The organism is Bacteroides sp. D22 (assembly GCF_000163675.1).
Classification (GTDB): domain Bacteria; phylum Bacteroidota; class Bacteroidia; order Bacteroidales; family Bacteroidaceae; genus Bacteroides; species Bacteroides xylanisolvens.
Genome location: NZ_GG774808.1, coordinates 79868 through 99706, shown reverse-complemented (window position 1 = coordinate 99706; position 19839 = coordinate 79868). Strand labels below are relative to the sequence as shown.

16 protein-coding genes and 1 pseudogene are annotated in these 19839 nt (G+C 44.1%); 12 read left to right on the top strand and 5 right to left on the bottom strand.

Annotated features, from left to right (window positions below; translation table 11 throughout):
• Positions 1-40: 40 nt before the first annotated feature.
• Positions 41-1381, bottom strand: a complete 1341-nt coding sequence (locus HMPREF0106_RS10860) for a sigma-54-dependent transcriptional regulator (RefSeq protein ID WP_009040193.1) — start codon at positions 1379-1381, stop codon at positions 41-43.
• Positions 1382-1511: 130 nt separating this feature from the next.
• On the opposite strand from HMPREF0106_RS10860, the gene HMPREF0106_RS10865 reads away from it, so the two are divergent.
• The 4 genes from HMPREF0106_RS10865 to HMPREF0106_RS10880 all read left to right on the top strand — a co-directional run bounded on the left by HMPREF0106_RS10865 (position 1512) and on the right by HMPREF0106_RS10880 (position 5924).
• On the top strand, positions 1512-4037 hold the full coding sequence (locus tag HMPREF0106_RS10865) for an FAD-dependent oxidoreductase (protein WP_009040192.1): 2526 nt from the start codon (positions 1512-1514) through the stop codon (positions 4035-4037).
• Positions 4038-4068: 31 nt separating this feature from the next.
• Positions 4069-4419: a winged helix DNA-binding protein gene (locus tag HMPREF0106_RS10870; protein WP_004314299.1), complete on the top strand. Its 351-nt coding sequence runs from the start codon at positions 4069-4071 to the stop codon at positions 4417-4419.
• Between the two features lie 227 nt (positions 4420-4646).
• A complete protein-coding gene (locus HMPREF0106_RS10875; protein WP_004314298.1) occupies positions 4647-5282 on the top strand; it encodes a DUF4136 domain-containing protein in 636 nt (211 codons plus the stop codon).
• Between the two features lie 15 nt (positions 5283-5297).
• The gene (locus tag HMPREF0106_RS10880) at positions 5298-5924 is read left to right on the top strand and encodes an outer membrane beta-barrel protein (protein WP_008019936.1); all 627 of its coding nucleotides are present in this window, start codon (positions 5298-5300) and stop codon (positions 5922-5924) included.
• Positions 5925-6012: 88 nt separating this feature from the next.
• Here HMPREF0106_RS10880 and HMPREF0106_RS10885 read toward each other — a convergent pair whose 3' ends face one another.
• Genes HMPREF0106_RS10885 through HMPREF0106_RS10895 form a run of 3 tightly spaced genes read right to left on the bottom strand, consistent with a single transcriptional unit; the run spans position 6013 to position 10671 of the window.
• Complete coding sequence (locus HMPREF0106_RS10885; protein ID WP_008774582.1) at positions 6013-9024, bottom strand: glycoside hydrolase family 3 N-terminal domain-containing protein; 3012 nt, start codon at positions 9022-9024, stop codon at positions 6013-6015.
• Positions 9021-9860 (bottom strand): bifunctional metallophosphatase/5'-nucleotidase, encoded by an 840-nt coding sequence (locus tag HMPREF0106_RS10890; RefSeq protein WP_008649825.1) that lies wholly within the window; start codon positions 9858-9860, stop codon positions 9021-9023. Before HMPREF0106_RS10890 ends, HMPREF0106_RS10885 begins: the two co-directional genes overlap by 4 nt.
• A gap of 25 nt (positions 9861-9885) precedes the next feature.
• Entirely contained in the window at positions 9886-10671 is a 786-nt protein-coding gene (locus HMPREF0106_RS10895; RefSeq protein WP_004307002.1) for a 5'-nucleotidase C-terminal domain-containing protein, read from the bottom strand.
• A 155-nt stretch (positions 10672-10826) separates the two neighbouring features.
• Here HMPREF0106_RS10895 and rplS point away from each other — a divergent pair, with 155 nt between their 5' ends.
• Complete coding sequence (rplS, locus tag HMPREF0106_RS10900; protein ID WP_004296199.1) at positions 10827-11177, top strand: 50S ribosomal protein L19; 351 nt, start codon at positions 10827-10829, stop codon at positions 11175-11177.
• A 319-nt stretch (positions 11178-11496) separates the two neighbouring features.
• Here the strand turns inward: rplS and HMPREF0106_RS10905 are convergent, their stop codons facing one another.
• Positions 11497-12477, bottom strand: coding sequence for an ROK family protein (locus HMPREF0106_RS10905; protein ID WP_004315007.1), 981 nt, complete (start codon positions 12475-12477; stop codon positions 11497-11499).
• 179 nt (positions 12478-12656) lie between these two features.
• Here HMPREF0106_RS10905 and HMPREF0106_RS10910 point away from each other — a divergent pair, with 179 nt between their 5' ends.
• The 7 genes and pseudogenes from HMPREF0106_RS10910 to HMPREF0106_RS27100 all read left to right on the top strand — a co-directional run.
• Positions 12657-13373: an ABC transporter ATP-binding protein gene (locus HMPREF0106_RS10910; RefSeq protein WP_008026229.1), complete on the top strand. Its 717-nt coding sequence runs from the start codon at positions 12657-12659 to the stop codon at positions 13371-13373.
• A 90-nt stretch (positions 13374-13463) separates the two neighbouring features.
• Positions 13464-14723 carry an ABC transporter permease gene (locus HMPREF0106_RS10915; RefSeq protein ID WP_004315005.1) on the top strand — a complete coding sequence of 420 codons (1260 nt, stop codon included), beginning with the start codon at positions 13464-13466 and terminating at the stop codon, positions 14721-14723.
• A gap of 4 nt (positions 14724-14727) precedes the next feature.
• Complete coding sequence (locus HMPREF0106_RS10920; RefSeq protein ID WP_008644985.1) at positions 14728-15969, top strand: ABC transporter permease; 1242 nt, start codon at positions 14728-14730, stop codon at positions 15967-15969.
• A gap of 56 nt (positions 15970-16025) precedes the next feature.
• Complete coding sequence (locus HMPREF0106_RS10925; protein WP_008644983.1) at positions 16026-17126, top strand: efflux RND transporter periplasmic adaptor subunit; 1101 nt, start codon at positions 16026-16028, stop codon at positions 17124-17126.
• 9 nt (positions 17127-17135) lie between these two features.
• Complete coding sequence (locus tag HMPREF0106_RS10930) at positions 17136-18473, top strand: TolC family protein (RefSeq protein WP_008644982.1); 1338 nt, start codon at positions 17136-17138, stop codon at positions 18471-18473.
• Between the two features lie 84 nt (positions 18474-18557).
• A complete protein-coding gene (msrB, locus tag HMPREF0106_RS10935; protein WP_008644981.1) occupies positions 18558-19586 on the top strand; it encodes a peptide-methionine (R)-S-oxide reductase MsrB in 1029 nt (342 codons plus the stop codon).
• A gap of 111 nt (positions 19587-19697) precedes the next feature.
• Positions 19698-19839: pseudogene (locus tag HMPREF0106_RS27100) on the top strand (IS5/IS1182 family transposase); the annotation flags it as partial.

Below are 19839 nucleotides of genomic sequence, written 5' to 3'. Positions count from 1 at the left end.
TTTCTCGAAAGCCAGTGCGTGGCCTGATTAAAATGTATATTCAGATTTTATATTCCTCTATCTTCCGATACAACGTAGTAAGTCCGATTTTCAACAAGCGGGCAGCTTCCGTTTTATTCCCTTTCGTATATTCCAACACACGCGCAATATGCCTGCGCTCCATTGCAGCCAGTTCAAAACTACCTGTACTATCGTCCGAACATTCATAATGAGTGTTCTGGATTTCCAAAGGAAGGTCGCAGATATCCAGCCGTCCACCTTCGCAAACAATCAGGCTACGCTCAATCACATTTCTCAACTCACGGATATTCCCTTTCCACGGCTGTTGTTCCAGCGCTTCCAAAAAAGCAGGAGTCATCTCATTGACGGCATACGAAAGTTTTTCAGAGAAACTTTTGGCGAAAGCAGTCGCAAGAATCCTGATATCACCGGTACGTTCGCGAAGCGAAGGAAGATGCACCTGAAAAACCGAAAGACGATAAAACAAGTCTTCACGGAAATGCCCGGCTTTGATCTCCTCCTGCAGGTTGCGGTTGGTAGCAGCAATGATACGCACATTGACTCTTGTCGGCTTGGTATCACCGATCTTTATATATTCTCCTGTTTCGAGGATACGCAGTAACTTTGCCTGCAGTTCGAAAGCCATCTCCCCGATTTCATCCAGAAAGATCGTTCCGTTGTTAGCCTCTTCAAAAAGCCCTTTCTTATCTTTCAACGCACCGGTAAACGAGCCAGCCTTATGTCCGAACATCTCGCTTTCGAGCAATTCTTTGCTGAAAGACGAACAGTTGACCGCCACAAAATTCTGTTTGCTCCGCTTACTGTTATAATGTATAGCCTGCGCAAAGACCTCCTTTCCTGTTCCGGTTTCTCCCGTCAGCAATACGGGAACATCTGTCACAGACACCTTCTGCGCCAAAGACACCGACTCTTTCAGCACTTTTGACTCCCCCAGGATAGAATCGAACGAGTACATCTGCCCGACCTTCTTTTCCAGTTTTTCGAGACGGACATTCATTTTTGCTTTCTCTACGGCACGACTAATGAGAGGGATAATCTTGTTATTATCATCTCCTTTCGTTATATAATCAAACGCACCGTTTTTGATAGCCTGCACCCCGTCGGGAATATTGCCGTGGGCAGTAAGAAGGATCACTTCTACATTGGGAGCAATTTTTTTGATATTCAAAACCAGATCCACTCCGTTTCCATCAGGAAGAAAAACATCACATAAAGCTACGTCGGGCGATTGAATTTCCAGTTGTTTGATGGCAGTTTTGCAATCACCTGCCTGACACACTTCATAGCCCTCAAGTTCCAGCATACGAGCTAAAAGGCTGCGAATCTGGACTTCATCGTCAATAATAAGAATTTTATTCATACAAATTGTCTACATTAATATAGAAGAATGAAAAACAGGGTGCGCAAATATAGTTTTTTTATCTGAATCCATGAACATTTCTTCGCCCCTGTTTGTTATTTCCACAGGAAACTATTTACACTATAAACAGATGAAAATAATTATTATTGGGGGAGTTGCAGGAGGAGCCACCACTGCTGCCCGAATCAGACGAGTAGATGAAACAGCAGAAATTATCCTTTTGGAAAAAGGAAAGTATATATCATACGCCAATTGCGGCCTTCCTTATTATATAGGAGGAGTGATAGAGGAACGGGATAAATTGTTCGTGCAAACGCCCGAAGCCTTCTCTACACGCTTCCGTGTGGATGTACGTACAGAAAACGAAGCGATTTTTATTGACCGGAAAAGAAAGACAGTGACCATCCGGCAAAGCAGTGAAGACACTTATGAGGAGAGCTACGATAAATTAGTCATCTCCACCGGAGCTTCCCCGGTGCGTCCTCCTCTTCCGGGAATCGACCTTAGCGGAATCTTCACGTTAAGGAATGTCACCGACACGGATCGGATCAAAGAATATATCAAGAGCCACGCTCCGCGAAAAGCCGTTATCGTAGGAGCCGGATTTATCGGTCTGGAAATGGCGGAAAACTTACATACACAGGGAGCGAAAGTGTCGATTGTGGAAATGGGCAATCAAGTGATGGCTCCTATCGACTTCTCGATGGCATCGCTCGTCCACCAGCACTTGATGGATAAAGGAGTCAATCTTTATCTGGAACAAGCTGTCGCCTCTTTTAGCCGGGAGGGAAAAGGATTGAAAGTAACGTTCAAAAATGGTCAGTCCATTTCTGCCGATATCGTTATCCTGTCGATCGGAGTACGCCCGGAAACCAGTCTGGCACGAGCTGCCGAACTGACTATCGGCCCCGCAGGAGGTATTGCCGTGAATGATTACCTGCAAACGTCTGATGAATCGATTTATGCCATCGGTGACGCAATCGAGTTCCGCCATCCGATCACCGGAAAACCCTGGCTCAACTATCTTGCCGGACCTGCCAACCGTCAGGGACGCATCGTTGCAGACAACGTTCTCGGGGCAAAAATACCTTACGAAGGTTCTATCGGCACTTCAATCGCAAAAGTTTTCGACATGACCGTTGCTTCAACCGGTTTACCCGGCAAGCGCCTGCGCCAGGAAGAGATAGATTATATGTCATCTACCATCCATCCCGCCTCTCATGCCGGCTACTATCCGGATGCCATGCCGATGAGTATCAAAATCACTTTCGACAAAAAGACGGGAAGATTGTACGGCGGGCAAATCGTCGGTTACGACGGAGTGGACAAACGGATTGACGAACTCGCGCTTGTCATCAAACACGAGGGAACGATCTACGACCTGATGAAAGTGGAACAAGCGTATGCTCCTCCGTTCTCTTCGGCCAAAGATCCGGTAGCACTGGCAGGATATGTAGCGGAAGACATCATTACCGGCAAAACCAATCCGGTATATTGGAGAGAGTTGCGGGACATTGAAATGGAAAATAAGTTCCTGCTGGATGTCCGCACCCCGGACGAATATTCTTTAGGCAGCTTACCGGGTGCCGTGAATATTCCGCTGGATGAGCTTCGTGACCGGCTGGCCGAACTGCCGAAAGATAAAATGATTTATACCTTCTGCGCTGTCGGACTACGGGGCTATCTTGCCTACCGGATATTGACTCAACATGAATTTGACAAGGTGCGTAATCTCTCGGGAGGACTGAAGACTTATCGAGCCGCCACTGCTCCGATTATCATACGCGAAGAAAATGGAAATGAAATAGACGAATCACCCGAACAACAGGGAGGTAGTCCCCAAGTTGGGCAACCTGCGGTTGCTAAGGTTTCGGATACCACGGTTACTGCCACGGCTGCCGTCACCGCCGATGCCCTTGCAACCCCCGCTAAAACAGTTCGGGTAGACGCCTGCGGGTTACAATGTCCCGGCCCGATTTTGAAAATGAAAAAAACAATGGATACACTGGCTTCAGGCGAACGGGTGGAAATCACCTCAACCGATCCGGGATTTCCGCGTGACGCCGCCGCATGGTGCAGTTCAACGGGCAATCAACTGATTTCGAAAGACAGCTCCGGAGGAAAATCTGTTGTTGTCATAGAAAAAGGAGAACCAAAATCGTGCAATATTGTTACTTCATGTGAGGGCAAAGGAAAAACCTTTATCATGTTTAGTGATGATTTGGATAAAGCTTTGGCCACTTTTGTACTAGCAAACGGCGCAGCAGCTACGGGGCAGAAAGTCACCATCTTCTTTACGTTCTGGGGACTGAACGTCATCAAGAAGTTGCACAAACCGGAAACCGAAAAGGATATTTTCGGAAAAATGTTTGGCATGATGCTGCCTTCCAGCTCCAAAAAGCTGAAACTTTCTAAGATGAGTATGGGCGGAATAGGCGGAAAAATGATGCGGTATATCATGAACAAAAAAGGGATTGATTCACTGGAATCCCTGCGCCAGCAAGCGCTGGAAAACGGTGTGGAATTTATTGCTTGCCAGATGTCAATGGACGTGATGGGAGTCAAACAAGAAGAACTCCTGGACGAGGTGACCATTGGCGGCGTAGCAACGTATATGGAACGGGCGGATAACGCAAACGTTAATCTATTTATTTAAAAAATGAACAAATGAAATATTTAAATAAGGTATGAAAACAATATGTGCAATGCGTGATGTATTCAAAGCAATGGGAAACTTTGAAACAGCATTTGAAAAAATGTACCAGATAACGCTTAATGAAGCAATGATATTGTGTGCCCTTAAAGAGGCTTCGGACAAAGTGACGGCTACCAACCTGTCTAAACAAACCGAACTAAGCCCCTCACACACATCCAAAATGCTGCGGATACTGGAAGAAAAAGGACTAATCGTCCGATCACTCGGAAGTGAAGACCGGAGACAGATGTATTTCCATCTGACTCAATTGGGTAAACAACGGGTAACTGAACTGGAACTTGATAAGGTAGAAATACCGGATCTACTAAAACCTCTGTTTTAATAAACGGATTTTTCAAATAAATATCTGTAAATAATAAACGGTGAGCAAACTCCCTGATAATAGGGCAGAGCGCTCACCGTTTTTCTTTCCGCCGGGCCAAAGAAATATGTTAATTTTCCGGCAAAAGAAATTTCCACGCGAACCTTTTTCCACCTTTCTTGTTGTTTGTATCAAAAGCCCAAGGTACCTGGGCGTGATTTTTATATAACCTAAACATTATAAAAGATATGAAGAAATTAATTCCTATTTTATTGGCGGTCTTTGCACTCGCTTCATGTGAAAAAGACCCGGACATGGGTAAACTGGATGACAATTATCTGGTATACACTAACTACGACAAGAAAGCCGATTTCAAAGTTCCTACATTCTATCTGGCACCACAGATTCTGGTCATCAGTGATAGTAAAGAACCGGAATATCTCGAAGGTGAAGGCGCAGAACAAATTCTGGCAGCTTATACAGACAATATGGAAGCTAGAGGTTACGAAGCAGCAGCTGACCAGGAAAGCGCAGATCTTGGTATCCAAGTGAGCTACATCGCAAGTACTTATTATTTCACCAGCTACACACAACCTGAATGGTGGTGGGGTTATCCCGGATATTGGGGCCCTGGCTACTGGGGTGGCAACTGGGGTGGTGGATGGTACTACCCGTATGCAGTAACTTATAGTTATAGCACCAACTCCTTCCTGACAGAAATGGTGAACTTGAAAGCCGAACAGGGAGACAGTAAAAAACTGCCTGTTGTATGGACAAGTTATCTGACCGGATTTGAAACTGGTTCCAAAGCTATCAACCGTACTCTTGCAGTAGAAGCTGTCAACCAGTCATTTACACAGTCACCTTATCTTACTAACAAATAAACAACTACAACTGTTATGAAAACAAGAAAAAATATATACTTCAAGGTAGTAGCCTTGGCGGCTATTGCCATCGCCTTCGCCATGCCGGCTAAGGCACAGCTATCGGACAATGGATATGCAAATATCGACTGGCAGTTCAACGCTCCGCTAAGTAACAATTTTGCTGATAAAGCAAGCGGTTGGGGTATGAACTTCGAAGGTGGTTATTTCGTGACTCCTAACATCGGTTTGGGTCTTTTCCTCAACTATCACAGCAACCACGAATATGTAGGTCGCGAAACCTTCCAAATGGGCGCCGGTGAAGTGACTACCGATCAGCAACATACCATTTTCCAATTGCCTTTCGGTGCTGCTGCACGTTACCAGTGGAATCGCGGTGGAGCCTTTCAACCATACGTCAGTGCTAAATTAGGTGCTGAATATGCTAAAATCCGCTCTAATTTCAGCATGCTGGAAGCAAGAGAAAACAGTTGGGGATTCTATGCTTCTCCTGAAGTAGGTATCAATGTATTCCCATGGGTTTACGGACCGGGTTTGCACTTTGCTTTGTACTACAGCTATGGTACCAACAAGGCTGACGTACTGCATTACAGTGTAGATGGATTGAGCAACTTCGGCTTCCGCCTGGGTGTATCCTTCTAAGACTGGCTGACAACTATCAGAATATTACGTTAATAATAAAAAAGGTAAAAGGTAGCTTTTAATATAGGCACCTTTTACCTTTCTTTTTTTATTTTTTCTTCATCGCATCATAAATAGCTCCCTGTATTCGCTCACGAATGTGCAGTTGGTTCAGTTTGCGATTTGTTACATCCGGATAAATCCGGTTGCTAAGGAATACATAAACCAGTTCATTGACCGGATCTACCCATGCACATGTACCGGTAAAGCCGGTATGACCGTACACTTCGGCAGGTGCAGCAGGAGCACAATTTCCTTTCTTCGGATCATCAGCATCCGGTTTGTCAAAGCCCAAGCCACGCCGGCTGATCTTTGAAGTTTCCGTAGTAAACAACTGACAGGTTTCTTTGCTTAGATAGCGTTGACCATCTATTTCTCCTCCATTCAGCAACATCTGATAAACGCGGGCTACATCACGGGCAGTAGAGAAAAGTCCGGCATTTCCGGCCAATCCGCCAAAGAAAGCGGAAGCCTCATCATGCACAAATCCCTGCAAAGTCTCTTTACGCAAGAAACGGTCTTTGTTGGAAGGGACAATTTCCGATTTGGCAAAACGGCGTAAAGGCAGGTAACCTGTATGTTCCAACCCCATCGGCTCATAAAACTCACGTTGCAAATAGGCTTCCATAGGCATACCGGCCAGTTGTTCCACCAACATTCCCAAGAGTATAAATCCGACATCACTATATACATAGCGCTTCTGCTTTAACGGAGCTTCTGCAATTTTCTCTTCTATCACCTTTCGGAAAGAACGGTTTAACCACAAACTGTCACAGATCTGAACAGTATAATCACCGGTCTTGACCGGAGAAATATATTCACTCTTGAATTTGAATTTCGGATTCGCCCACGTAGTCGTACCAATCTGTACCGGATGGTGGATATCTTTACGTGCGCTGAACAATCTTCCATCATAGCTATCCTTGTCAATAGCTTCCTGATAAAAAGGAATCCAGGAAGGTAAACCGGACTGATGATACAGAATTTCCTGAATCGTTATATCTTTCTTATCAGTACGTTGCAAAAACGGCAAATGATCCGAAATTTTATCTGTCAGATTAAAACGTCCCTTATCGTAGAGTTTCATAATGGCAAGCAAGGTGCCCGTCGTTTTTGAAAGGGAAGCCAGATCGTAGATATTCGTAGATTCGACACGAGGACTTCCTTTACCCGTATAAGTACCGAAAGCCTTGTCGAACATAATATGACCGTTTTTCAGCACCACCACCTGGCAACCGGGATAGGCTCCCTGATGAATACCATCCAATGCAATGGAATCAATCCGTTTTAGATGAGCAGAGGAAAGCCCGTATTCTTCCGGAACGAAATGCAACGGCGTTTTAGGGGTAATAGTCACTCCTGCTCCCGTTGGAAACAGTTCTCCCAGACTTGCCGACAACTGTCCGTCTGCAGATGCCTTGGCAAATAGCACATCTGCCACCTGGCGCTGCACGTCACTACTATAGCTATGTCCCAGCACCACCGCCGAAGCATGAGCCACCGCGCGCTGAATCTGCAACATCATCTTCCCGGGAGTAAAAAACAGATAAATGGCCGGGCTTTCGGGAACAAACTTAGCAAAGAAAGGCTGATAAGGAGCCAGCCGCTGTTCACTGACGGCTACAATAATCCGTTTATAGGTAGACAAAGAATCACGCAACCGCTGATTTTCCTCTTTCGTCTGATTGGCACGAAGGGAAAAACGAGCCAAAGACGTATAGCGGGAAAGTTGTTTCGCCAACGCATCAGTTTCTCCGGGATCTCCTACCTCGAGCAATGCAATCGTCTGCTCTTTGTCTGTATGCAAGGGGAGAATATGATTCTTGTTGTTCAGAACTGTTATTGCCGCTAAATTCAACCGGCGAACCAAATCACGCGTTTGCGGACTGTTAATCCGTTGTTCCAGACCGGATAATTGTACATACGACTTTTTCTTCAGTCCCAACACATATTTATAAGTCAAGACCTTACGACATTTGCTTTCAATATCTTCGCGGGTCAACTCTCCTTTTTCAATGGCTTCCAGTACGGCCGGTATCTCTTCCTTCAAGTTTCGGGGAGACAATACCATGTCATTACCAGCTTTCAAAGCCTGCAAACTGACATTTCCATTTCCCGCCACTCCTTTCATGGCAAGCGCATCTGTAAATATGAGTCCTTTGAACGCCAGTTCATCTGTCAGCAAATCGTATACGACATTGCGGGACAAGGAAGACGGAAGTCCACCAATCGGTTCTATCACCGGAACTTGCAAATGTCCTACCATCATACCGCCCAATCCGGCACGGATGGCTTCTTTAAAAGGATAAAGTTCCACACTGTCCAGACGCTCACGAGTGAAAGGAAGTACCGGAAGCGCCTTATGCGAATCAACATCGGTATCTCCATGTCCGGGAAAATGTTTACACACAGATAAAACCCCTCCACTTTCCAAACCGGAAGCATAAGCGATAACCTTATCAGCCACCTGTATCGGATCTTCTCCAAAAGAACGGGTATTGATTACGGGATTTTCAGGATTTATATTCACGTCCGCCACCGGAGCAAAGTTGACCTGTACTCCAATCTGTCGGCATTGACGAGCAACTTCACGCCCGTATTCATAGAGCAGCTTGTTGTCACGGATACATCCCAATACCATATTCCGTGGAAAAACAGGCATACCACGCAAACGCATGGCCAGTCCCCATTCTCCATCAAAGGTAATCATCAAAGGGACTTTTGCCTGCCGTTGCGCCCGGTTTGTCAGTTCAACCTGATTTTGCATCTTCCCACCGGAAAAGAGAAGTCCGCCCACTTTATAGGTGTCGATTACTTCGCGCAACAGTTCCAGGTTTCGTTTGGTATCTACCGGGGCAATGGTATAGATGAACAACTGCCCTACCTTTTCTTTAAAGGAAAGCTTATCCATAACCGAATCAACCCAGTGCCGGCAGTCTTTGTCCTGAAGGGCTTTATACACCAGCAGAGGTTCAACGGTTGTAGCATTCTGCGCCGGACTTGAAACCGTGCCGGCCGCAATAAGGAATAAAAGCGTTACTATTGAGGGGATTATCTTCATTTATGTTTCAAAGTCAAATCGAGACGGCCTACACGAACACCATTTTTTCCCGTGTGCATAACAGGCACCTCTTTTCCGTCCATATTCAAGTATGTTTTGGGGCCTTTCATAAATGTATGAGAGTGCCCGCCCAGAATCACGTCGATATTGCGTGTTCCGGCAACCAGATGTTCATCCATTTGAATGCCCAGATGAGACAGGCATACTACCAAATCACAACCTTCTTCGTCTTTCAACAAAGCAGCTATTTCGTTGGATACGCGGATAGGATCTTCATAAACGACTCCTTCGCATTTATTAGCCTGAATCATCCCTTCGGGTTGGGTTCCAAGGCCAAACACACCAATTCTCAAACCATATTTCTCAAGAACGACGTAGGGTTTAACTATATCTTTCAATACCGTAGCATCCAGATTATAGTTGGCACAAACAACCGGGAAATTAGCCATCTTGAAAATACGTTCCATATTATCCACATCGAAATCAAACTCATGGTTACCGATAGTCATAGCATCGTAACCCATTTCATTCATTAGTTTAACTTCCACTTCTCCGCGGAACATATTATAATAAGGTGTTCCCTGAGAAATATCTCCGCAGTCGAAAAGCAGCACATTCTTATGCTCCTTGCGGAACTGTTCGAGAAAAGCAGCCCGGCGAAGAAAACCACCTTTATTATAGTATTCGTCCCCCTTCTGATTGACAGGTTCGATACGACTATGCACATCGCTTGTTTGTAAAATAATCACTTCTTTGGTATCCTTATCCTGCGCAAAAATTGAGAAAGTAAAGCTCAATGCAAGACATAACAGGAATAATATCTGAATTCTTTTCATATTCAATATTTTTAGATTCTCCTTTTTATTTTATGGTAATACGTCCATCCAGTTTGGAGGTAATCGCTTTGCCTTCGGCAGTCTGTTTGCGTACATAATCAAGAAATAGTCCGCGTAAGGTTGCGTCTTCGGGGCATACTCTCTTTTCTGCCTGCAGGAAAGCATCCATCCGTCCATTTCCATCTGCCAGATAGTCGATAGTGGCCACCGTGTAAAGCTGGTCATCCTTTAGTGGTTTTTCACCGACAAAGGCGTTCAGCAACTTTCCATTTTTGGTGATTTCAAGGCGGATACCGCTCACTCCTTCTCCGTGCAGAGATGCAATCGCTTCAAAAAGACGTCTCAAGTCTGTTCCTTTCATAGTCAGTACGCAAAGAGAATTCTCAAAAGGAAGAATTTCAAACACATCGCCTACCGTGATATCTCCTTCGGGCAAGATATTACGCAAGCCGCCCATATTTACCAATCCCATATCAGCAGGTTTCCCCAACACCTGAACAGCCGCTTGCTGCAAAACACCTGCAACAAGGTTGGAAAGTAAACTTTCGGGACCTCCTTTGTCCATTTTCATCGCACTGGTGCCGATGACTTCATACATCATCGCATCCACCTTTTCCTTATAAGGCTTTAAGATTTCGGCAGCTTTCGCGTTGGGAATGGTGTCCCAAACAGAATCAATCGTTATCATGCTACCCTCTACTTTGGTTACTTCGTACTGTGCCGTAGTCTCGCGTGCGGTCCGGCAGGAAGTAAACAGGAAGCCTCCTGCAAACGTCGCCACCATCAGATACTTTACATAAGTCTGTTTCATGTTCGCTATTTTTAGATATGCCACAAATATACAAAAACATTTGGCTATCTGGCAAATAATTCGTTACTTTGCACCGCTTTCGCGCAATCGCTGTCAAGAGAAGAGATACTTGGTATGTTGCGTTGTAACGATGAAACAATTTAATAATAACAACAATGGATTTAATTAAAATTGCAGAAGAAGCATTTGCTACCGGAAAACAGCACCCGAGCTTCAAAGCAGGAGACACTGTAACAGTAGCATATCGTATTATCGAGGGTAACAAAGAACGTGTACAGTTGTACCGTGGTGTTGTTATCAAAATCGCCGGTCACGGAGACAAGAAACGTTTTACTGTACGTAAAATGTCAGGAACTATAGGCGTAGAAAGAATTTTCCCAATCGAATCACCGGCTATCGATAGCATCGAAGTGAACAAGGTAGGTAAAGTTCGTCGCGCTAAATTGTACTACCTGCGCGCTCTTACTGGTAAGAAAGCTAGAATCAAAGAAAAAAGAGCTAACTAATAAGCCGAACTTTTCGATTCGAAATAAAAAAGGGAACTTCATAATGAATGAAGTTCCCTTTTTTATTGCTACCATTCTCGCAAAGCTATTATCTGGGAAGTACATTTTCTCAACTATACTCACACCTGTGAGAAAAAATACTCATACCTATGAGAATATATTCCCATTAGTATGAGTATTATTTCTCATACTAGTGAGAATAAACCCTTTTCTGAATAGGCTGTAGATGCCTTGTAGATGGCGGAAAGGAATAATAAAACAAAGCCCCGAAAGTCATAGACTCCCGAGGCTTCATCACCTTTATTATAATAATGATATATTATTCTTTCAAATCTTTCAGTTCCCAAGCCAATGCACTGGCACCCAGTACAGCAGCATCAGAATCCTTCAATTCGGAAACGAGCAATTTCGTCTTACCTTTATAGATATTCAGGATATTATCATCAATGGCCTTCTGAATCGGTTTCATGATATAGTCACCGGACTTAGCCAAGCCACCGAACAATACAATGGCTTCAGGGCTGGAGAATGCAATAGCATCCGCCAAAGCTTCACCCAAGATATTACCTGTAAATTCGAAGATCTCCTGTGCCAATTTATCTCCTTGTACAGCTGCGTCATATACATCTTTTGAAGTAATGTTTTCTGCAGGAATGTTACGAAGCAAGCTGGCATCCGTACGAGCGGCAAGGAATTCGCGAGCTGTGCGAGCTACACCGGTAGCCGAACAGTAAGTTTCCAGACATCCCTTACGTCCACAACCGCAAAGACGACCATCGCGACGAGCGATCACGTGTCCTAATTCGCCTGCAAAACCGTCATGTCCATATACCATCTGGCCGTTGATAACAATACCACTACCCACACCGGTACCCAGTGTAATCATGATAAAGTCTTTCATACCACGGGCAGCGCCATAAGTCATTTCACCGATAGCAGCAGCATTTGCATCGTTTGTCAAAGCAGTGGGGATACCCAGTCTTTCTTCAAACATGGCAGCCAACGGAAGAATTCCTTTCCAAGGCAAGTTTGGAGCAAATTCAATCGTTCCCGTGTAATAGTTACCATTCGGAGCACCGATACCGATACCTCTGATTTTATCAACGCCACCATTAGCAATAATCAATGGAAGCAGGCTTTTACACACTTCATCAGCGTATTCTTCTACTGTAGGATAACCAGATGTTTTGATTGAACTGCTGGCAATAATAGTTCCGCGTGCGTCTACAATTCCAAAGACGGTATTCGTTCCGCCTATGTCAATACCTACTACGTAGGGCTTTTCCATGTTTGAATTCATGATACTTTTATTTAAAAGGGTTAGTTAATCATTAAGTTTACTGCACACAAATTACGTAAAGAAGATTGAGTCTACAAAATGTTTTTCAAAAAAAGTTCAACCTCTTTGCAACTTTTCGTATCTTGCAGCCGTCTAATAGTAGAAAATTATTAGAAAACAGAATCTAAATAAAGAAAATTGTGATACAACTAACAAACGTCAACAAGACCTACAACAACGGAGCGCCTCTCCATGTACTTAAAGGTATCAATCTCAATATCGAACAGGGAGAATTTGTTTCCATCATGGGAGCATCCGGGTCTGGGAAATCAACTTTACTCAATATATTGGGAATTCTCGACAACTACGACACCGGAGAGTATTATCTGAATAACGTACTCATCAAGAACTTAAGCGAAACCAAAGCTGCCGAATACCGGAATCGCATGATCGGATTTATCTTCCAGTCATTTAACCTGATTTCCTTTAAAGATGCCGTAGAGAATGTAGCACTTCCTTTATTTTATCAAGGGATAAGCCGCAAGAAGCGAAATGCACTTGCCTTGGAATATCTCGACCGTCTGGGTTTAAAAGACTGGGCACATCACATGCCCAACGAAATGAGTGGCGGTCAGAAACAACGTGTGGCAATCGCACGGGCTTTAATCACCCAACCGCAAATCATTCTGGCAGATGAGCCTACAGGAGCTTTGGACAGTAAAACTTCCGTGGAAGTGATGCAAATTCTGAAAGATCTTCATAAGCTGGGAATGACGATTGTAGTTGTCACCCACGAAAGCGGAGTTGCCAACCAAACAGACAAGATTATACACATCAAGGACGGGGTTATCGAACGCATTGAAGATAATATCGACCACGATGCCTCTCCGTTCGGCAAAGACGGTTTCATGAAATAAGTAATAAGTATTAATTCCATGCGGTCGCAGCGCAGCCTAATACTTAATACCTAATACTTAATACTTACTTATCACCTAATACTTAAAAAAATGATTGATATTTGGCAAGAAATATACAGTACCATCAAGCGTAACAAGCTAAGGACTTTTCTCACAGGATTTGCTGTGGCATGGGGTATCTTTATGCTGATCGTCCTGTTAGGCGCAGGAAACGGATTGATCCATGCATTCGAGCAATCGGCTTCCGAACGTGCCATGAACTCCATCAAGATTTTTCCGGGATGGACCAGCAAATCATACGATGGACTGAAAGAAGGAAGACGAGTGCAATTGGATAATAAAGACGTGGACGCTACCGACCATTATTTTCCGGACCATGTCATTAAAGCCGGGGCAACTGTGTGGCAAGGAGGTATTAACTTAAGTTTCGGACAAGAATACGTCAGTTTGAATCTTTCCGGCGTATATCCCAACCATACGGAAGTAGAAGTGGTGAAACTCTTCAAAGGACGTTTCATCAATGAAATTGATATTAAAGAGCGCCGGAAAGTAATTGTGCTCCATAAAAAGACAGCAGAGATTCTTTTCGATAAAACGCATACCGAGCCTATCGGGCAGTTTGTCAATGCCAGTAATGTGGTTTATCAGGTAGTAGGGCTGTATAATGATAAAGGAGACAGCGGAGACAGCGATGCTTACATCCCCTTCACCACCCTGCAAACGATTTACAACAAAGGAGACAAGTTGAATAACCTTGTCATGACTACCAAAAATCTGGAAACGATAGAAGCGAATGAAGCATTTGAAGCTCATTACCGCAAGGTGCTGGGGGCTAATCATCGCTTTGACCCGACAGATCATAGTGCTATCTGGATTTGGAACCGGTTTACCAACTACTTGCAACAGCAGCAAGGCTCGAACATGCTACGCATCGCTATCTGGGTGATCGGTATCTTCACACTGTTAAGCGGGATTGTAGGAGTATCCAACATTATGCTGATTACCGTAAAAGAACGTACCCGTGAATTCGGTATCCGCAAAGCTCTGGGTGCCAAGCCGCTTTCTATTCTCTGGCTGATTATCGTAGAGAGTGTCACCATTACCACGATATTCGGATATATAGGAATGGTGGCGGGCATCGGAGTGACCGAATGGATGAATAACGCCTTTGGCAATCAGACAATGGATACCGGAATGTGGACGGAAACTGTTTTCCTGAATCCAACAGTAGATATAAGAATCGCCATACAGGCTACACTCACATTAATAATAGCTGGTACGTTAGCCGGATTATTCCCTGCCCGAAAAGCAGTCAGCATCCGACCAATCGAAGCACTTAGAGCAGATTAAGACTATGAGAATAGACATGGATACCTGTGAGGAAATCCTCATTACCATTACAAGAAATAAAACGAGAAGCCTGCTGACTGCATTCGGTGTTTTCTGGGGAATCTTTATGCTCGTCGCCCTGATCGGCGGCGGACAAGGACTGGAAGGCATGATGAAAAAGAACTTTGAAGGATTCGCAACCAACTCCGGCTTCCTTGCCGCACAGAAAACGGGCGAAGCTTACAAAGGTTTCCGCAAAGGCAGGTGGTGGAATCTGGAAGCTATCGACATCGAGCGCCTCCGTTCGCAAGTCAAAGATGTGGAGGTCATTACTCCTTCCATTGCCCGTTGGGGTTCCAAAGCTGTATACGAAGATAAGAAATACGATTGCAGCGTGAAAGGATTATATCCGGACTATCTCCACATCGAATCACAGGAAATGGCCTACGGCAGGTTTATCAACGAAGTGGATATACAGGAAGCGCGTAAAGTGTGTGTGATCGGAAAGCGTATCTATGAAAGCCTGTTCAAACCGGGAGAGGACCCTTGCGGAAAATACATACGCGTAGACGGAATTTATTATCAGGTGATTGGCATGTCTTCCTCCGAAGGGGATATGAACATACAGGGACGGGCTTCGGAAGCTGTCACCCTGCCTTTCACCACGATGCAGCAAACGTATAACTTAGGGGGACGGATCGACGTCATCTGCTTCACCGTGAAGCATGGAATCAAAGTGTCCGATGTACAACCGGAAATGGAGCAGATTATTAAAGCTGCGCATTATATCGCGCCTAACGACAAACAGGCACTTATGTACCTGAATGCGGAAGCAATGTTCTCGATGGTAGACAATCTGTTTACCGGTATCAACATACTGGTTTGGATGGTAGGATTGGGGACTCTGCTGGCAGGTGCCATCGGCGTATCTAATATTATGATGGTAACCGTGAAAGAACGTACCACCGAAATTGGTATCCGCCGGGCAATCGGCGCACGCCCCAAAGATATTCTGCAACAGATTCTATCGGAAAGTATGGTGCTTACTACCATTGCAGGAATGTGTGGAATCTCTTTTGCCGTCATGGTGTTGCAACTGGTAGAGATGGGAGCAAACGCCGACGGAGGAGACGTCCGTTTTCAGGTTACCTTCGGACTGGCAATCGGCACTTGTGCTCTTCTGATCGCACTGGGAATGTTGGCAGGTCTGGCACCTGCTTATCGGGCTATGGCTATCAAACCGATTGAAGCTATCCGCGACGAATAAAGAGGTGCGAGGGATTTCAATTATTAATCGTAAACAATAAAAATATAAATAAAGTCATGAAAAAGTATCTGAAAATCACATTATTGGTAGTCATTGCTATCATTCTTGTCGGAACATTCGTATTCCTTTATCAGAAGTCTAAACCCAAGGTAATCACTTACGAAATAGTAAAACCGGAAGTCACTGACCTCCAAAAGACTACAGTAGCTACCGGAAAGGTGGAACCGAGAGACGAAATTTTAATCAAACCGCAGATTTCGGGTATTATCGACGAAGTGTACAAAGAAGCCGGACAAGCTGTGAAGAAAGGGGAAGTGATCGCCAAAGTAAAAGTAATCCCTGAACTCGGTCAACTGAATTCTGCGGAAAGTCGTGTGCGCCTGGCAGAGATTAATGCAACACAGGCAGAAACGGATTTTGCCCGTGTAAAGAAGTTGTACGAAGATCAACTGATTAGCCGGGAAGAATATGAGAAAAGTGAAGTAGCCTTGAAACAGGCTCGTGAAGAGAGACAGACGGCTAAAGATAATCTGGAAATCGTAAAAGAAGGGATTACCAAAAACAGTGCATCGTTCAGTAGTACGATGATTCGTTCTACCATTGACGGGTTGATTTTGGATGTACCTGTAAAAGCCGGTAACTCTGTGATTATGAGTAACACGTTCAATGATGGAACCACGATTGCTACGGTAGCCAATATGAACGACATGATTTTCCGTGGTAATATTGATGAAACGGAAGTGGGACGTATCCACGAACAGATGCCGATCAAACTGACAATCGGAGCTTTGCAGAATCTGACTTTCAACGCCATTCTGGAATATATCTCTCCGAAAGGGGTAGAAACCAATGGTGCCAACCAATTTGAAATCAAGGCTGCAATTACCATTCCAGATTCCGTTCAGATTCGTTCCGGATATTCGGCTAATGCGGAAATCGTGTTGCAAAGGGCAAATCAAGTATTGGCAGTCCCCGAAAGCACTATTGAGTTTAATGGAGACTCTACATTTGTGTACATCATGACAGATTCAGTGCCCGAACAAAAGTTCCAGCGTACGCAGGTGACTGCCGGTATGAGTGATGGAATCAAGATAGAAATCAAGAAAGGAATAACTGCACAGGACAAAATACGGGGTGCAGAGAAAAAAGATAAATAATTGAATTCAATGAAAATAATTCGTAAAACCATATCAGCCCTTCTGCTTGCCGGGATCGGAATCACTTCTATCCAAGCACAGAACAACTCCCCGCAAGCATGGACATTGCGGCAATGTATCGACTATGCCATCGAGCATAATATAGAGATTCGTCAATCGACCAACAGTGTTGAAGCCAATAAAGTGAGTGTAAACACTAGTAAATGGACACGTCTTCCGAATTTGAGCGGTAGCGCCAGCCAAAACTGGAGTTGGGGACGTACTGCTTCTCCGATAGACAACTCGTATAGTGACATTAACAGTGCCAATACCAGTTTCAGCTTGGGAACCAATGTACCGATATTTACCGGTTTGCAGTTATCCAACCAATATTCACTTGCCAAGTTGGATTTAAAAGCCGCTATAGAAGATTTGAATAAAGCCAAAGAAGACATTGCAATCAATGTCACTTCCGCTTATTTGCAGGTTTTATTCAACCAAGAATTAAGTAAGGTTGCTCATAATCAGGTAAATTTAAGCAAAGACCAGCTAAAGCGTATCCAAGGACTTCACGGAGTAGGTAAAGCATCCCCTTCTGAAGTGGCCGAAGCACAAGCCCGTGTCGCACAGGACGAAATGACTGCTGTACAATCAGACAATACGTACAAGTTGTCATTATTAGACCTCACCCAACTTTTGGAATTACCTACGCCTGAAGGATTCGTGCTCGAAAGTCCTAAGGAAGAACTAGAGTTCGAATCTCTCACCCCACCGGATGATATATATACACAGGCTCTTGCTTACAAACCAAGTATTAAGGCTGCAGAATACCGTTTACAAGGTAGTCTTAATAGCATTCGTATTGCTCAAAGTGCATTCTATCCACAACTCTCTTTCAGCGCCGGTTTGGGTAGCAATTATTATACGGTGAGCGGAAGATCAGAAAACAGCTTCGGCAGTCAGATAAAGAACAACCTAAATAAGTATATAGGATTCAATTTGAGCGTTCCGATCTTTAATCGTTTTTCTACACGAAACCGAGTACGCACCGCTCGTTTACAACAAATAGACTTATCTTTGAGATTGGATAACGCAAAGAAAGTACTCTACAAAGAGATTCAGCAGGCTTGGTATAATGCTCTAGCTGCTGAAAGCAAGTACAACTCCAGTGAAGTGGCAGTGAAAGCCAACGAGGAGTCTTTCCGCCTAATGAGTGAGAAATTCAATAACGGCAAAGCTACCTTTGTAGAATATAATGAAGCCAAACTTAATCTGACGAAAGCTCTTTCGGATAAGTTGCAAGCTAAATACGACTATCTGTTCCGGACTAAAATTCTGGATTTCTACAAAGGACAGATCATTGAATAAAAAGAAATATATTTGAGTTTAGTATAGTAGTTCCTTCAAACATATCCGTTGGTTCATTCGTTATTATAGAAAGAACTAACGGATATGAAGTATTTTATCATCATAGTGATCGTAGTGATTAGTAATACATTTTTAGGAGTTGCTAAACCAATGAAAAATCAAGCAGAAATCTATTTTGCAGGAGGATGCTTCTGGGGAACAGAACATTTCCTGAAACAAATTCGAGGAGTAGAAAGTACTCAAGTAGGATATGCCAACAGTAATGTTGCCAACCCGAGTTATGAACAGGTCTGTTCAGGAAAAACCAATGCTGCGGAAACAGTAAAGGTGGTTTATGATCCTAAAACGGTAGATTTAAATTTGCTGCTCGATCTGTATTTCAAGACAATTGATCCTACCAGCCTCAACCGTCAGGGTAATGACCGGGGAACACAGTATAGAACCGGAATTTATTATATAAATAAAGAAGATCTTCCTGTCATTAACCAGGCTATTAAACTATTGTCTACACAATATAAGACTCCTATCGCTATAGAAGTAAAGCCATTGACTAATTTCTATCCGGCAGAGACTTACCATCAGGACTATCTGGATAAAAATCCGGGAGGATACTGCCATATCAATCCTGCTTTATTTGAAATGGCACGCAAAGCCAATGCACCGAAAACAAAAGTGTATCAAAAACCGGATGACTCAACCCTCCGCAAGGAACTGTCGGCGGAACAATATGCAGTAACCCAGAAGAATGCCACCGAACCGGCCTTCCACAATGAATACTGGAATGAGCATCGCCCAGGCATTTATGTTGATATTACCACCGGAGAGCCTTTGTTTGTTTCTACCGACAAGTTCGATTCGGGTTGCGGGTGGCCTAGCTTTTCCCAGCCGATTCAAAAAGATATCATCGCAGAGAAGAAAGATACTTCGCATGGCATGATACGTACGGAAGTGCGCAGTAAAACCGGGGATGCGCATCTGGGACATGTATTCACAGATGGTCCGAAAGAGAAAGGCGGATTACGTTATTGCATCAATAGCGCCTCCCTTCGTTTTATCCCGAAAGAGAAAATGAAAGAGGAAGGTTATGGAGAATATTTGCCACTCATTAAATAGTCGCCCCTTAGAATGTGCTTTTACGCCTAATAATCAACATATTAATATATAAATTGCTTTGATATATCTGCAAGTTTTTGTATCTTTATGGTTGAAAACTTGCAGATTATTATGATAAACAAGACCACCCCTCAGCCCTCCTTGTTCAGCTCTTTGACAGACCAGCTGAATCCCAGGCATCCCTTATACCTGCTTGCCAATAAGATAGACTGGCGCCGTTTTGAAGAAGCTTTCTCCCCGCTATACTGTGCCG